Source organism: Solibacillus sp. FSL W8-0372 (genome assembly GCF_037969735.1).
Lineage (GTDB): Bacteria > Bacillota > Bacilli > Bacillales_A > Planococcaceae > Solibacillus > Solibacillus faecavium.
The window spans coordinates 3,101,663-3,116,308 of record NZ_CP150204.1 but is presented as its reverse complement, the minus strand read 5'-3'; the positions used below and the strand labels follow the sequence as shown (position 1 = coordinate 3,116,308).

The 14,646-nt window shown below is 37.2% G+C and carries 18 protein-coding genes and 1 pseudogene; 13 read left to right on the top strand and 6 right to left on the bottom strand.

Annotation, left to right across the window (positions count from 1 at the left end; genetic code table 11):
* Positions 1 to 14: 14 nt before the first annotated feature.
* The 3 genes from MKY13_RS15930 (at position 15) to MKY13_RS15920 (ending at position 1,118) form a co-directional block, all read left to right on the top strand.
* Entirely contained in the window at positions 15 to 455 is a 441-nt protein-coding gene (locus MKY13_RS15930; RefSeq protein WP_191699710.1) for a GNAT family N-acetyltransferase, read from the top strand.
* Positions 456 to 512: 57 nt separating this feature from the next.
* Positions 513 to 776, top strand: coding sequence for a hypothetical protein (locus MKY13_RS15925; RefSeq protein WP_191699711.1), 264 nt, complete (start codon positions 513 to 515; stop codon positions 774 to 776).
* Between the two features lie 102 nt (positions 777 to 878).
* On the top strand, positions 879 to 1,118 hold the full coding sequence (locus MKY13_RS15920; RefSeq protein ID WP_225231195.1) for a hypothetical protein: 240 nt from the start codon (positions 879 to 881) through the stop codon (positions 1,116 to 1,118).
* Between the two features lie 5 nt (positions 1,119 to 1,123).
* On the opposite strand, the gene MKY13_RS15915 is transcribed toward MKY13_RS15920, so the two are convergent.
* Complete coding sequence (locus tag MKY13_RS15915) at positions 1,124 to 1,351, bottom strand: hypothetical protein (RefSeq protein ID WP_191699712.1); 228 nt, start codon at positions 1,349 to 1,351, stop codon at positions 1,124 to 1,126.
* A 281-nt stretch (positions 1,352 to 1,632) separates the two neighbouring features.
* Positions 1,633 to 2,421, bottom strand: a complete 789-nt coding sequence (locus MKY13_RS15910) for a methyl-accepting chemotaxis protein (RefSeq protein WP_191699888.1) — start codon at positions 2,419 to 2,421, stop codon at positions 1,633 to 1,635.
* Between the two features lie 299 nt (positions 2,422 to 2,720).
* Here MKY13_RS15910 and MKY13_RS15905 point away from each other — a divergent pair.
* A pseudogene (locus MKY13_RS15905) lies at positions 2,721 to 4,286 on the top strand (diguanylate cyclase).
* Between the two features lie 12 nt (positions 4,287 to 4,298).
* Here MKY13_RS15905 and MKY13_RS15900 read toward each other — a convergent pair.
* Positions 4,299 to 5,428 (bottom strand): IS3 family transposase gene (locus MKY13_RS15900; RefSeq protein WP_339212252.1). Its coding sequence is split into 2 segments (ribosomal slippage): positions 4,299 to 5,182 and positions 5,182 to 5,428, totalling 1,131 coding nucleotides; the frame shifts between segments, so codons are not numbered across the junction.
* A gap of 334 nt (positions 5,429 to 5,762) precedes the next feature.
* Here MKY13_RS15900 and MKY13_RS15895 point away from each other — a divergent pair.
* The 3 genes from MKY13_RS15895 (at position 5,763) to MKY13_RS15885 (ending at position 7,653) form a co-directional block, all read left to right on the top strand.
* Positions 5,763 to 6,767 (top strand): AbaSI family restriction endonuclease, encoded by a 1,005-nt coding sequence (locus MKY13_RS15895; protein WP_191699714.1) that lies wholly within the window; start codon positions 5,763 to 5,765, stop codon positions 6,765 to 6,767.
* A 255-nt stretch (positions 6,768 to 7,022) separates the two neighbouring features.
* Positions 7,023 to 7,322, top strand: coding sequence for a hypothetical protein (locus tag MKY13_RS15890; RefSeq protein WP_191699715.1), 300 nt, complete (start codon positions 7,023 to 7,025; stop codon positions 7,320 to 7,322).
* Between the two features lie 28 nt (positions 7,323 to 7,350).
* Positions 7,351 to 7,653: a 4-aminobutyrate aminotransferase gene (locus tag MKY13_RS15885; RefSeq protein ID WP_191699716.1), complete on the top strand. Its 303-nt coding sequence runs from the start codon at positions 7,351 to 7,353 to the stop codon at positions 7,651 to 7,653.
* Between the two features lie 45 nt (positions 7,654 to 7,698).
* On the opposite strand, the gene MKY13_RS15880 is transcribed toward MKY13_RS15885, so the two are convergent.
* Together MKY13_RS15880 and MKY13_RS15875 are read right to left on the bottom strand one after the other, a co-directional pair.
* Entirely contained in the window at positions 7,699 to 8,295 is a 597-nt protein-coding gene (locus tag MKY13_RS15880) for a YdcF family protein (RefSeq protein ID WP_191699717.1), read from the bottom strand.
* Between the two features lie 56 nt (positions 8,296 to 8,351).
* Positions 8,352 to 8,960, bottom strand: a complete 609-nt coding sequence (locus MKY13_RS15875; protein ID WP_339213799.1) for a hypothetical protein — start codon at positions 8,958 to 8,960, stop codon at positions 8,352 to 8,354.
* 107 nt (positions 8,961 to 9,067) lie between these two features.
* Here MKY13_RS15875 and MKY13_RS15870 point away from each other — a divergent pair, with 107 nt between their 5' ends.
* A complete protein-coding gene (locus MKY13_RS15870; protein WP_191699719.1) occupies positions 9,068 to 9,487 on the top strand; it encodes a flavoprotein in 420 nt (139 codons plus the stop codon).
* Between the two features lie 395 nt (positions 9,488 to 9,882).
* Here MKY13_RS15870 and MKY13_RS15865 read toward each other — a convergent pair whose 3' ends face one another.
* Entirely contained in the window at positions 9,883 to 10,167 is a 285-nt protein-coding gene (locus MKY13_RS15865; RefSeq protein ID WP_339213796.1) for a MerR family transcriptional regulator, read from the bottom strand.
* Positions 10,168 to 10,440: 273 nt separating this feature from the next.
* Here MKY13_RS15865 and MKY13_RS15860 point away from each other — a divergent pair, with 273 nt between their 5' ends.
* Genes MKY13_RS15860 through MKY13_RS15840 form a run of 5 tightly spaced genes read left to right on the top strand, consistent with a single transcriptional unit; the run spans position 10,441 to position 14,625 of the window.
* Positions 10,441 to 11,439: an ABC transporter substrate-binding protein gene (locus MKY13_RS15860; RefSeq protein ID WP_339213794.1), complete on the top strand. Its 999-nt coding sequence runs from the start codon at positions 10,441 to 10,443 to the stop codon at positions 11,437 to 11,439.
* An 18-nt stretch (positions 11,440 to 11,457) separates the two neighbouring features.
* Entirely contained in the window at positions 11,458 to 12,309 is an 852-nt protein-coding gene (locus tag MKY13_RS15855) for an ABC transporter ATP-binding protein (RefSeq protein ID WP_339213792.1), read from the top strand.
* 23 nt (positions 12,310 to 12,332) lie between these two features.
* Entirely contained in the window at positions 12,333 to 13,091 is a 759-nt protein-coding gene (locus tag MKY13_RS15850; RefSeq protein ID WP_191699722.1) for an ABC transporter permease, read from the top strand.
* A 45-nt stretch (positions 13,092 to 13,136) separates the two neighbouring features.
* Complete coding sequence (locus MKY13_RS15845) at positions 13,137 to 13,835, top strand: isochorismatase family protein (protein WP_339213790.1); 699 nt, start codon at positions 13,137 to 13,139, stop codon at positions 13,833 to 13,835.
* Positions 13,836 to 13,857: 22 nt separating this feature from the next.
* Complete coding sequence (locus tag MKY13_RS15840) at positions 13,858 to 14,625, top strand: IclR family transcriptional regulator (protein WP_339213788.1); 768 nt, start codon at positions 13,858 to 13,860, stop codon at positions 14,623 to 14,625.
* The last annotated feature ends 21 nt before the right edge of the window (positions 14,626 to 14,646 follow it).

The following is a 14,646-nucleotide window of genomic DNA, read 5'->3' as shown; positions in this document are numbered from 1 at the left end:
AAGGAGGTCCCGCTTTGCTAGAGTTAAGAACAATTAATCAGGACAATTATGAAGAATGTTTAAATTTGCGTACAATTGATACCAATGTGGACTTTGTAGATTCTGTAGCATGGTCATTAGCCGAAGCGTGGGTGTTTTATGATGATTCCCGCCCTTTTGCAATTTATGCCGATAATGTGATGGTAGGTTTTGTTTCAATGTATATTGGCGAAAATAACCCCCAAATCATCAATTTTATGATAGATAGCCGGTTTCAAAGAAGAGGCTATGGATCAGCAGCGGCTAAGCTTTGTATTGAGTATTTGTGTAAAGAATTCAATGCACATAGGATTTCCGCACCAGTTAATCTAGAAAACATTACTGCACAAAAATTTTGGAGCAACATCGGCTTTGAAAGAACAGACGATGTGGAGGATGGTTATCTTTATATGCGGTTGTACATAACGGAAAAATAGGTCTTAGTGTCTTTCTCCTCCATAATCAGCATAGGATACGTTTATGGAGGGGTGGTCTTGAAAAAAGATAAGCAAATTCTCTATTTTTATATGATTTTGGTCACAATCGGAATCACACTCATTGCTTTGGCTATAATGAAGTATATTGTTGAAGTAAATGAACCTAGAGGATATTTAATAATACTTATTGGATTTGTACTTACATTTAACTATATTAATTACTTAGAAAAAAAAGCAGGGATAAGTAAAAAAATCATTTGGATTAGAAATAGTGTGTATATGGTGTTAGTAGGTTCCTTAACATATTTTTTATATTTCTAATTAGTGTAATAAGGATTAATAACGTATCCAAAACAAACGGCACCGCCTTGTTAGAACAAATGGGGTGCTTTGGAATGTATAGAGGAATGGAGGTTCAATACTTTGGGTATCAAGACGTTTCTTCTTAGTTTTATCGTTATCTATATATTGATTAGCCTTCCTACGATGTTAGGGATTGGGTACGTTATTGATTGGATGCCAGAAGCAACAGAACTACAAAAATTTAAGGGATATGTTATGGAAGGACTTACAAACAACTTCCTCATCAAAATTGTCATTTCAATAACAATCAGTGCTATGTTTAGCTTCTTTCTACAAAACGGTAATTTTAAATTGGATTAATCCATTTAATTTTTTGCTTTTATTCTAGAATTAAAATTAAGTATAAACTCATACCCAAAAGCTACTAACAATCCAGTCCAAAAGATTACGCCGGAAGTAAGAGGCTCACTTTCAAATATTAGTGAGGAAACATAATTTATAAATAATAGCAGCATATAAGTGTAAAAACCGAGGATGGCTCCTTTTCTCCAATTATTCTGCTCAACCTTAGCCATCTTTCTGAAGAATTTCATTTTAAGCCTCCATATTGTTAGTTAACAAAAGATGTTACAGCAATACTCCATACAATTAAAACAAATGACGCTGTTAATAAAAATGTATTGAAAGTAGTAGGTAAGCCTTCTTTAACTTTCTTTATTATAATTACTAAATTAACACAAAATATAATAGCTAAAATAGGCATCAAATAAAGGCTAATTATTAGAAATACTATCATAAATTTCACCCCCATCATTCCATCAAAAAAGCCCAATTCCTTATGAAGAATTGTGCCCTTATGTAGAAAACAAATATTTTATTTCATAACACTTTCAAATTCTGCAATCGTCTTAGTAAACTTTGATTGAGTTTCTAGGACAATTTTTTGTAAGTCGTCAGTAATTTTGCCGACATTTCCTACGTCTTTTAAAATGGTTTCAACATTCAGATTGACATTTTTAATGGCATCATCAACATTACCAGCCAATCTTCTCACTTCTTCAGCTACTACTTTGAATCCTCGACCTTGTTCTCCTACGCGGGCAGCTTCAATTGCTGCATTTAACGCTAGCACATTCGTTTGCCTAGAAATATTGCGAATCGTTTTAGTAATTTCCGTGATTAAATCAATGTGATTCTTTAATGATTCTACTGCCTGTATTTTTTCATTAGAATTCTCAACGACGAGATTTACTAATTCGATGGGCATTTCCTTTAATTCAGCAGTAATTTTATTGGTAGTATTTTCACGCTCGTTAATATTAGTCGCTATTTTAAGAACGGCTTCTACTTTACCATCAGGATTTATAATGGGGATATAGGTAGCCTCCAACCAAATGATATTGCCAAATTTAGTGACCCGTGGAATCTTTGATTGAAACTTTACCCCTTTACTGAGGTTATTCCATAATTCTTTATATTCTTTACTATTTCTAAACTCCGTCGTACAAAACTGCTCATGCTGCATATTTTTCATTTCATTAACTGTATAGCCTAATGTTTCTGAAAAATTTTCATTTACCCAAATTACTTTTCTGTTTAAGTTGAACTCAATCATTGCTAAATTTGTTTCCATTGCAGCCAGCACAGATTTTTCATTTAGCATTTGAGTACTTATGTTAACGCCCGGAGAAAAGAACACTCCTTAGAAACCCCCTTATAAAGAATTATTAATTTCCTATTAACTAGGAAATCTAATTATATAGTAATTTAGTGCTATTTCGAAAGTATTTTGCTTGAAAAGATTGAAATATATGTAAAATTTTTATTTCGATTTGAGGAAGTATATAGTTTAATACTTTTAAATAATAATTTGATAAAGTATCCACTTATTTTTTATAATATGCTACATTTAAAGAAAAAAATGTTAGAGAGGATAAACCAACTGTGGGCTCGCAATTGTACATGTATATTACGCTTGTTTGTATGTCGGGAGTACTTAATTTGTACTTATGTCTCTATGCCTTTAGCAAACGCCATAAATATACGAATATCGCAAATTACTTTATCTTTTACACAGCAGCTCTAAGCATTTACAGTTTTGCTTCTGGTATGAGTTTAATTTCTACGACGCTTGAGCAAATAAAGTTATGGAATTTCATTTTATATTTAGGAATGCCCTTGTCTGCACCATTAGGGTTATTATTTGTGATGAGCTATTTAGGTGTTAAACTTACGGTAAAGAGAAGTATGCTCATACTGCTTATTCCTTTTATTACGATCTTAATGGTAGCGACGAACAGTTGGCATCATCTGCATTATCGTGTTTTTGAACTGGATCCGAATTTAGGTGCTCCTTACGTTTACCAGGAGATTGGTATTTGGTATACGGTGCATGGCATGTATACATTTGCCTCCTTGTTTATTGCCTTGTTACTATTAATCTTTCATTGGAAAGAAACGGCTAAGGCATATCGTCCACAATTAATTGCGTTAATGTTCGGTCAGCTTATACCTATGGTAACAGCGTTTCTCTATTTGACAGGATTTACACCTGCAGGAATTGACCCCGTAGCCATGATCTTATGGATTTCTTCTCTGCTTTATTTATTATCGATTAGCACTTCCAGTCTGTTTACCATTATGCCAATTGCTAAAGACAAAATCTTTAATAGCATAAATGATGGCGTAATTGTATTGGATGAATCCTTTCGATTAATTGAGTACAATCAGGCCTCGAAGGCAATGCTCCCACATTTGAATAACTCACTTTTCGGTAAGAACTTTGTTGAAATATGGACGGATCATACAGGAGGAACTTTACCTTTTAAATTAGGAGCCGATGTAGGAGACATTCAGGAATTAAAACTGAAGTTAGATGATGGGGAGCGTATTTATCAAGTACGTACGACACCACTAGAGCAAGCGAGAAATAGAAAAGGTTTACTCTTAGTCTTTACGGATATAACGGAAATCAAAAGGCTGCAGGAAAAACTGGAGCAACAGGCTTATTATGATGAGCTCACACAAATTTATAATCGCCGCGCCTTTTTACAACAATGCGAGCAGGATTTTTTGGCAGCCAAAGAAACTGTCTATCCGTTTACGGTGATGTTACTAGATATCGATCATTTTAAACGGGTGAATGATACGTATGGGCATTAGGTAGGTGACCAAGTTATCATGCACGTAGTAAATGTTTGCCAAAGACAATTGCAGGAAGGAAGCTGTTTCGCTCGTTATGGCGGAGAGGAATTCGTCATTGCACTAAATGGATACAATGAAACAGAGGGCGAAGTATTAGGCAACCGACTTCGAACAAGCGTGGAGAAGGCACCACTTATTACTCCGGAAGGAAATATTCCGGTTACGTTAAGCATTGGAGTTGCAGAGGTGAAGGATTGGACAGAGGAAACATTACATCAGTTATTGCATAAAGCAGATACAGCTTTGTATGCTGCCAAGCAAGAAGGACGCAATCGGGTGAAGGTTTTCGGGGTGGGCGCGGAAGTACTGGAATGTCAACACTAAACTGGACAAAAATTATAAGGGTTGCAGCTTGAATTCCACAGGCGTTAAATAGCCAAGTGTTCCGTGAATTCGTAAGTTGTTAAACCAATGGACGTAATCTCCAAGTTCAAGAGCGAGCTGTTCAAGAGAGGTGAAGTGGGCTTGATTAGCGAATTCTGTTTTAAATACCTTGAATGTTGCTTCAGCCACGGCGTTATCATAAGGACATCCCTTCATGCTCAGTGATCGCTGGATTCCAAACGTTTCAAGTGCCTCTGAAATTAGTTTGTTATCGAACTCTTTTCCACGATCCGTATGAAACATTTTGACGTCATGCAGGTTGGCCTGAATGCTCGAGATTGCTTGATATACAAGCTCTGCTGATTTATTTTTACCAGCACTGTAACCTATGATTTCACGATTAAACAGGTCGACAAATAGGCATACATAGTGCCACTTTTTTCCGACACGGACATATGTTAAATCGCTGACAATGACAGCTAACTGTTCTTCTTGATTGAATTCGCGTTTCAATTCGTTCTTAACAGGTGCTTCGTTACAGCTTGATTTATATGGCTTAAATTGAGCTACAGTATAGTTTGAAACAAGCCCTAGTTCATTCATAATCCGTCCAATTCGACGACGGGAAACCTGTTTTGGTTTAGATAATCTCATTAATTCTTTCTTGATTTTACGTGTACCGTAATTATTGCGGCTTTCTTTAAAGATACTTGCGATTTCCTTTGTAAGTGCTATTTCTTCAACTTTCTTTTCACGCTTCCCAGAAAGGTCGGCATGGTAATAATACGTGCTTGTTGGAATATCTAGGACGGCACACATTGCTGATACCGAATACTTGTGAGTGTTATTACGAATCACATTTATTTTCGTCCCATGATCAGCGCCGCTTGCTTTAAAATATCGTTCTCCATTAATAAACGTTGGTTTTCCTTGCGTAATCGAGCCATTTCATTTTCTTCTTCTGTTCGATTATCCTTCGCTGAAAACGAACCTGTTTCCTGGTGATTCTTAATCCAGCGATCTAACGCAGAAGGCGTAATATCATATTCTCGGGCAATGTCTGCACGAGACTTACCGTTTTCATAAAGCTTCACTAATTGCAGTTTAAATTCGGGTGTAAATGTTCGACGTTGACGTGTCATAATAGCACGCTCCCTTTAATTGATAGTCTAAGTTTACAATCCCTTATTTTATCTGTCCAACTTAGTGTAGCCTATTCATACGCTCCTCTCATTGAGCTAGGAAAATAAGCGGAGAATTTCCGTCTATTTGCTTCATGACCGTTGTTCGGGGGTAAAATAAGGGTTAGTTTTCCGCTTATCACCTCAGAAAATCATATATTTAAGTGTGTTTTCGTTAAATAAGCGGAATTTCTCCGTCTATTTAGGCTAATTTTCCGATGGGATTCAAAATAAGCGGAATTTCTACCGTTATTTCTTTAATCCACCAGAAGTCACATCATTGCAGGAGCTAAAAATGAAGAAATACAATTTTATAAAAAAACAATTATCGAAAACTAATAAGAAAAATGATGAAAATTATGTAGTATCTCGTATTTGGCATTTGCTGAATAATTCGGATGTGAAGATGATTACCCAGCAATACATTGTCCGTGATGTGGCAACCAAAACATATGCGCTTGCCGACATTTATTTTCCACAAATTAATACGATTGTAGAAATAGATGAGCCATATCATTTATCAGATGAAATGGTGCTGAGTGATACGATGCGTCAACACGATATCGTACAAGCGATTGAATGTGAAGTCTTTCGTATAAAGGTGACAAATGATTTGCAGGAAATGAATGAAAAGATTGATGAGATAGTTTTAGCGCTTCGTCAGCAGTTTGACCGTATAGATTATCAGGTGTGGGATGTTGAGCAGGAGTACAATCCAATGACCTATGTACAAAGAGGGTATCTTGATGCGACTGAACATGTTGCATTCAAAACGGTAAAAGATTGCTGTAATTGTTTTGGAGCCGGCTATAAAGGGTTGCAAGGTAGCGGAGCCAAGCACAAATTTCAGGATGCCATCGATATTAAAGCGTTAAAGTTTTATCCGAATGCGAATTGGGATAATGAGTTAAGCGCGAATGAACAATATTTCACCGAGTATCATACTGATGCGGAAGTAAATGCTTCCTATATGAAGAAACGTTTGGATGAGCTGAGACAGGAACTTGCATTATTTGCCCATGTCCGTAGTGAATTTGGCGGCTTCGAATATGTATTTAAAGGATGGTACAAAGTGAATCCGAAACGGTCCCTAGAGTTAGGTAAAGTATGCTATGATCGAATATCAACAACGATGCCGACATATTTTGCATCGGATCAAGTAGCTTATGTGAAAGTGGCAAAAGCTATAGAAAATAATCGAGAAATTGCATTCTTCTATGATAAGGAAGAACTTGAGCGCTTTCAGGAGAGGTATAAGGATGCGGATATTACATATGAATTGATGAGCAACTACAGCTAGGAAAAATAAGCGGAGAATTTCCGTCTCTTTGCTGGATGACCGCTGTTCGGGGGTAAAATAAGGGTAAGTTTTCCGTTTATCACCTCAGAAAATCATATATTTAAGTGCTTTTTCGGTAAATAAGCGGAATTCCTCCGTCTATTTAGGCTAATTTTTCGGTGGAATTCAAAATAAGCGGAATTCCTACCGTTATTTTAAGGGCCGAGGTATACCAGTTGTTAAGCGACACGAACTAGCTAAAGTGAGGGATTGTAAATGTTTGGATTGATAATGAGTGGATTACTTTGGATATTTTTGATTATGAAATTTTATAAAAACAGAAGCCTTTTTAAACAGCTTTCAAAAAAAGAATGGGTTCAGTTTGGCGCAGGATTTTTAGTTGCATGGGCTGCAGCTGTGATTGTCATTATTGGTGGCTCCAATTTTACGGATACTGTACAAATTTCTTGGCTAGTAAACATTTTGGAGATTGTAATTATTTTGATGGGATTGGCTTTAGCAGGCTTCATTATGAATAAAACCTTGCCGGAAAAAATAAGAGAATTTTACTCATAAATTCAGCAAGAGAACGGGGGGAAATACAATGGATGACATTATAGGATATGCAGTAGTTTTTATCATCATTTCAGGGTTAATTAGCGAAAATAGTGGGGGGAATCCTTTATTTCGGAAACAGTTGAAAAGAAAAAATATGATGATGACTGCTACGTTATTCGGTATTTTATTGTTTTTTACATTAAACATTATTAGCGGTATAACAAGTATGCCGGTATCAAATTCCATTACTGCCATCGGGATCTTTGGTAGTTTTTCTTTTTACATATATGCAAAGTTTGTAATGTCACCAAAAGAGGAAAATCAACGCTTTTTAAAGAACTCAAGATGATCATCTCCAGGAAGAAAAGAGCAGCATATCCTAGTCTGGCAGTAATTATCTAAATGGCAAACTGAAGATATATCCGATATAAAAGAACAACTCTCTGAAGAAAAATGGCACTTTACTATTCAATGTCTTATATACTGAACTTTGGGTAGGTGATGAATATGCCTCCATCCCAATATCTTTTGCCATTAAGATGGCTCTTTTCATATGCAAAGGGTCACTTACAATAGTAAAAGTTTTCAAGTTTTTCTCATTTGCGATTTCATAAGCGTATTTTAAATTTTCTTCTGTAATTTTTGATTTAGTTTCAATAAGAATATCTTCTGAATTAACATTGTTTTTAATAGCATAATCTCTTGCTACCTCTGATTCTGCATATTCATCATCCTCACTCTTACCACCAGTAAAGATAATTTTCTCTACATAATTATTCTCATAAAGCCAGATAGAATGATTAATCCGTTCTCGAAAAACAGGAGAAGGTTCATCCTCCCAAATAGCAGCACCAAGTACTACAGCTGCATCAGTTTTAACTAATTGATTTTTGTTTCCAAAAGACCAAATGCTAATAGCTGAATAGCATATGAAAATAAGAAAAATAACTATTATGGCAATGAACAATCTTAGCACGAACTTTTTGGTCAATTGAAATCAGTCCTTTTAAAAATAGTAATGTAATTCCCGAACACCTAGTATATTCCTCATTCAAACACATCAAAAACTTTACTTTCACCCTCTTCAAATGGGCAATGAACAATTTGTAGATCTTTCATTTCCCAAGATGAGGAACGTAAATAAATATATGAGTGATCCAGTTCAACAACATTGTGACTCGTACCATATTCTATATCGTCGTATTGCTTATGAAAACCAGGTTGTTCAATTGTTTTAGGACTATACAAATTTGATGGCTGTTGTGTAGTTTCTTTAATTAATCGCGTACGAATATCGTATTGATGCGTATAGATAAATTCATTAGACGACATCGACAGATTATCATTTCCGATAAAGATAGTTGTACCATCTGGCGAAACAGCTGCCATCATCATTGTAATGCCATATGACTTGATTTGTTCATATGAAATGCGATTAGTCACGACTGTATCTTTCATATTGAATACGACTACTCCAAAAGTACCTTGCATAACGACTATGTTGTTAGCGGCATATAAAAGCCTTGGCATCTCAGCACCGATATTCATTTGTTCAATGTCAGACAAGTCTACTGCTAATTCTGCCCCTTCTATGTTAGACGAACAACCAAATAGCAACAATAATGATATAGCTACAGATAAAAATTTCAATTTCAAATACCTTTCACCGCCTTTTCTAAATTAGTCGTTAAAAACCCATTAAAGTTTCATGAAAATTCAGTTAATATTAAGGTGGTAGAAATTTAATTAGGAGGTGTTTTATTTTGAGAGAAAACTCATTCCGCCATTTTCTTGATTCGTATTTAAATATTTGGCGAAATTCATCGTTATCAGACATGAAAAGGATAATTTCTAAAGATTATAAAGCAAGGGAGATTTCAGCTGGTGAAGTAGTAGACTTTGGTTATGAACAGTCTATAGCTGGATGGGAACAGGGGTTTAATTTTGTTAAGAGAGAGGGAAATAGCTGGGATTTAAATGAGGTTTCAATAATTCCATTACGAGAAGATGAAGTGATGGCGATCATATCAGCTACATTAATCATTGATGGAAAAAGATTAGAGAGTGTTAGCTTATTTTTTCAAACGTTTAAAAAACAAGAAAATGATGATTGGACATTAATAAGAAGTTACATAGAAACAGGCGTTTTGAGTAAAAATGAATTCCCCGGTACGATTCTGTAGCTAAGGTACTTTTGAGAAAAAAATAAGCGGAGTTTTTCCTGTTATTTTTACAACGACACCCATTTCGCCATGAAATAAGGGGAAAAATTCCGCTTATCAACCAAAAAACCACCAAATTTCCCCGTCCCACAGGCCAATAAGGGGAATTCCTCCGCTTATTTAGGCGCATAATCCGTAAATTTTCGAAATAAGGGTAAATTCTCCCCTTATTTTCACAACGCCCACGCCCCCCGAGAAGATAACTAACTTAACTCATAGTACATATCCGTTATTTTTTTTGCCTTTATTTAAGTGAATCCAAGTGCTTTTTACATACAAAATGGTTTATCACAATAACATTAACAGTTGTTGATTATAAGGGATTGAGTTTATCTAAGGAGAAGTAATTGCATGATCTAGGATTGTTTGTATTTCTGAGAAGAGTAAGGGAGACCGCGTTTTTTTAACATTTCTTTGATTTCTACTGTTTGGACGCCTTCTTCCACACATTCTGCGATGAGGCTGAGTATTTCGATATCTTTTAAAGAAAATTTTCGTGTACCTTTAGACGAACGCGCGGGGAGGATGAGGCCACGCTCCTCATAATATCGGATTTGACGAATGGATAATCCAAGAAGCTCACTTACATTACCGATTGAAATGATTTTCTTATCGCGAAAAGATTGATAGTTTTCTTTCATAATAGACCACCTCTCGTGAATTAATGTTACATAATAGTAATTTCCTTCTGTAATATATTGCTTTCATATGCATTATGTTAGAATATCTAACATTTTATTTCAATAAAACATCTAAAAACGAGAAGTATGTTAGAAAATCTAACAAGATAGTAGTCAGAAAATTATAAAAATATATACTAAGGGTATCTCAAGCGAATGACCTTATCGAAAAATGGAACGCATTCCGTATCGTGAAACAGGTCTCTCGAACACATTTTAGAGGAGGAAACCAAGATGATGAAATTACAAAAGAATGGTTTTTATTTACTAATGCTGATGATGCTTCTTTTATTAAGTGCATGCAGTAAAGATGAAGCGAAAACAAAGGCTTCAGCCGAAAATGGCGGTGTGATTCCTTTAAAAGTTGGTATTCAGAAAAATGCTGCTTTAACGAATGCCTGGATTGCAGAAAGTGTTGGGATTTATGAAGAGCACGGATTAGATGTCAAACTGATCGAATTTAAATCAGGCTCCGAATCGATCAATGCACAGCGTTCTGGCAGTGTAGATATTATTTTATCGGCACCAGGTACGGCGATGGTGGCCAATGAATCCGGATTTGACCTAGTATCCATTGCTCAAAATGAAATTGCACAAGCAGAAGGACCGGATACAGCCTCTGTTCAAGTATTAGCCGATTCGAATATTGAAAGCTTAAAAGATTTAGAAGGAAAAAAGGTAGCGATTTACGACTCACGTAACCAGTTAGTTTTAGGACTGAAAAAGATTATTGAAGAGTCCGGTGCAGATGTGGACAAAGTTGAATTTGTAGAAGTACCGTTTTCAAGTATGGGGGATGCCCTTAAGAACAATCAGGTTGACGCCATTTCCTTAGTGGACCCTTATACAACACAGCTCGTTTCTGAAGGGACAACAAAAGTAATCTCTTGGAATTATGTAGAAAGTATTCCGGAACAACCGGTAGGCGCATGGTATGCACGCAGTAAATTTGTTGAAGAAAATCCGGAAGCTGTTTCCCGTTTTTATGATGCGATCTCTGCTTCGATTGAATATATGTTAGAGGATGAAGAGCGTGCAAAAAAACATATCGTTGATTTCACAGGTGTGGATGAAAAGTTAATTACTGATATGCCGCAAATCGCGTGGAGCAATGAATTTAATGTAGACGTATGGCAGCAAATTGTTGATATGTATATGGAAGCAGGCGAGCTAAAGCAAAAGCATGAAGCAACAGAGTACTTTTCACAATATGTCACGGAAACTTTGAAGTAAAAGAAAGGGTGGATTGTTATGAATTTATCAAATGTATATGAATTAGGTACAGACAGTGAAATGCAAATAGAGACAGGGCGTCCGAAAACGCTAATCCATATCGAAGGAGTGAACAAGGAGTTTTCTGTAAACAAAAATAAGATTACCGTATTTGAAAACTTTTCGTACAAAATCCCGGAAGGCAGCTTTCTTTCCATTGTCGGGCCATCCGGATGCGGGAAATCAACACTGCTGAAACTCATTTCCGGGCTGGAAACTCCTACAGGCGGAACAATCAATTTCGATGGACAAGTCATTAGCGGACCGCCAAAAGGAATGATTTATGTATTCCAGCAATATACGAAATCCATTTTCCCGTGGTATACCGTTTTAGAAAATATTGAATTTGGACTGAATACGCAAAAGAAAAATATTTCCAAGCAAGAAGCGAAAGAGCGCTGCATGGAATATATAAAACTCGTTGGTCTTGAAGGATATGAAGACTATTATCCATCTCAGCTGTCAGGTGGTATGCAGCAGCGTGTTGTCATTGCCCGCGCATTAATTTGCGAACCGAAAGTACTTTTAATGGATGAGCCGTTCAGTGCGGTCGATGCGATGACACGAGCAATCTTGCAGGAGCTTCTACTGAGTATTTGGGAGAAGCTGCCGATCACGATTTTGTTCGTAACACATGATGTAGATGAAGCCGTATTTTTATCAAGCCATATTATTTCATTAGGGAAGGCCCCTATTGGATTAAAAGAAGATATCGTTGTGAATCTGCCGTATCCGCGAAACCAAATTGATACGAGAAAAAGTAAACACTTTACGACGATGCAGTTGAAGCTGTTTTCAAGTATCTTCTCGCAGGAAAAAGGACAGGCGTAAATATGAGATAGGAGGAGATGTATATGTTAAAACGTTGGCCGGGATTTGTATTAATAATAGCACTTTTAGTAATGTGGGAGATTGCCTCCAAAACGGGGATCGTTGACTCTGTAAGCATGCCTCCAGTCAGTCAGGTATTTACAACATGGGGCGGCATTATTGCCAATGGAGAGCTATTAAATTACTTGCTGCCGAGTTTAGGAAGAATTTTCAGTGGCTTCTTATTAGCAGCATTAGTAGCGGTTCCACTTGGTTTATTAATGGGTACAACACCATTTATTTATCGTTTGCTAGAGCCGATTACAGAGCTTATTCGCCCAATACCGGCTTCTGCTTATATTCCGGTAGCGATCTTATTTTTAGGAATTGAAAATGAAATGAAAGTATTTGTTATCTTCCTTTCAAGTTTATTCCCGATTTTATTAAACACTTACAGCGGTGTACGTGGTGTAGATCCAATCTTAATCGATACAGGCCGTACATTTGGTGTTTCGAAAATGAAGTCGTTGTTTAAAATCATTTTGCCGGCAGCACTTCCTTCTATATTAACTGGTATGAGGGTTTCGGTTGGTATTGCACTTGTCGTAGCTGTCGTAGCGGAAATGATTACGGGCAACAGCGGCATCGGGTACTTCATTTTGGACATGCAGCGCATTTTCCGCGTAGCAGAGATGTTTGCAGGTATTTTCACATTAGGCATTATCGGTTACTTAATTAACTTCGGTTTCTTAAAAGTAGAGCAATACTTCTTGCGCTGGAGAGGAAATACAGGCGGAGTTTAAGGACGCATCTAATAAAAGGAACGAACGATAAAGGAGGAATTGACGATGACAAGAATTTGGGATGAACTGCTTTCAGAAACGGATAAATTGGTGATAGAAAGAGGCGGCTACGGGAAGTCGAGAGGGCTAGGCAAAAGCCCGCTGCTGTTAATCATTGATCCGCAATATAACTATATGGGAGAAAATGTGCCGATTGAAGAGCAACTGCATAAGTATCCGAGCGGTGGCGGCGAAAAAGCATGGGCAACGCTTGATAATGTGAAGCAGCTAAAAGCATTGGCGGATGAAGTGGGCATTCCGACAATTTACACGCGAAATGTGCAGAAAAAATCAATACAGTTCGATTCCTTTGCTTTAAAGGCAAACCGCGACAATTCGAACTATGTAGACGGCATGCCGGGAACGATGATCATTGACGAACTATTGCCGTCAGATAAAGATATCGTCGTGGACAAAAGCTATGCCAGTGCATTTTTCGGTACACCGTTAATTAGCTATCTAGTGAAATTAGGTGTCGATTCGTTAATTGTTGTCGGTGGCTCAACTGGTGGCTGTGTCCGGGCAACGATTGTCGATGCTGTTACACATAATTTCAATGTGGCGATTGTAGAAGACGCGGTATATGACCGGATTGAACTGTCCCATAAAGCAGCTTTATTGGATTTATGGATGAAATATTGTGACGTTGTACCGACCGAGGATATTAAAGAGTACTTGCTTAACTTAAAGACGGCCGTCAGATAACTATTTGAATGGAGGTTGTGGGATGAGGCAACAAACTTCAAACGTTCAATCAGTAGAAAGAGCTTTGCAAATTTTATCTTGTTTCACAATCGAAGAGAACAGTTTATCCGTTAAAGAGATTTCAGAAAAACTGCTGCTGCCTAAAAGTACAGTAGTCAGGATTTTACACACATTAAAATCACAGCGCTTTATCGAGCAGGACAGCTTAACGCAGCTTTATCAATTAGGCTTTAAAGTGTTTGAACTAGGGAATGCCTATGCGGCGACAATTGATTTAAGACAACTGGCGCTCCCGGTTATGCGGGCGCTTAATGAGGAAACGTTGGAAACGGTGAGTCTAAACGTACTCGATGGCTACAACCGTGTCTGTATTGAAAAAGTGGAAAGTAGTCAGCAAATCCGAAACTTTGTGAAAGTCGGGGGACGTAGCGCACTTTGCTACGGGGCTTCCGGAAAGCTGTTATTCAGCTATTTATCGAATGATGAGCAACGAATGGTGATGCAGCAGGAGGCACTTGATTTCAGTCAGCAGGAAGTTCTTTTGGAGCAAGCCCGGCAAATTAGGAATGATGGCTATGCGATAAGTTTAAGCGAGCGAATTGAAGGGCTGCTATCGATTTCATCCCCGATCTTTGACAACAAGCACCAGATCATTGGGGGATTATCGATATCTGGTCCTGTAGCGCGGATGGGGGTCAAGCAGGAGCAGATGATTCAGTCATTATTAAAGGCTTCTGTAGAAATCTCCGAAAAAATGGGCTACATCCAACTGATTATAGCTTCTGAGTAATGGGATCATGAGAATGGAGTA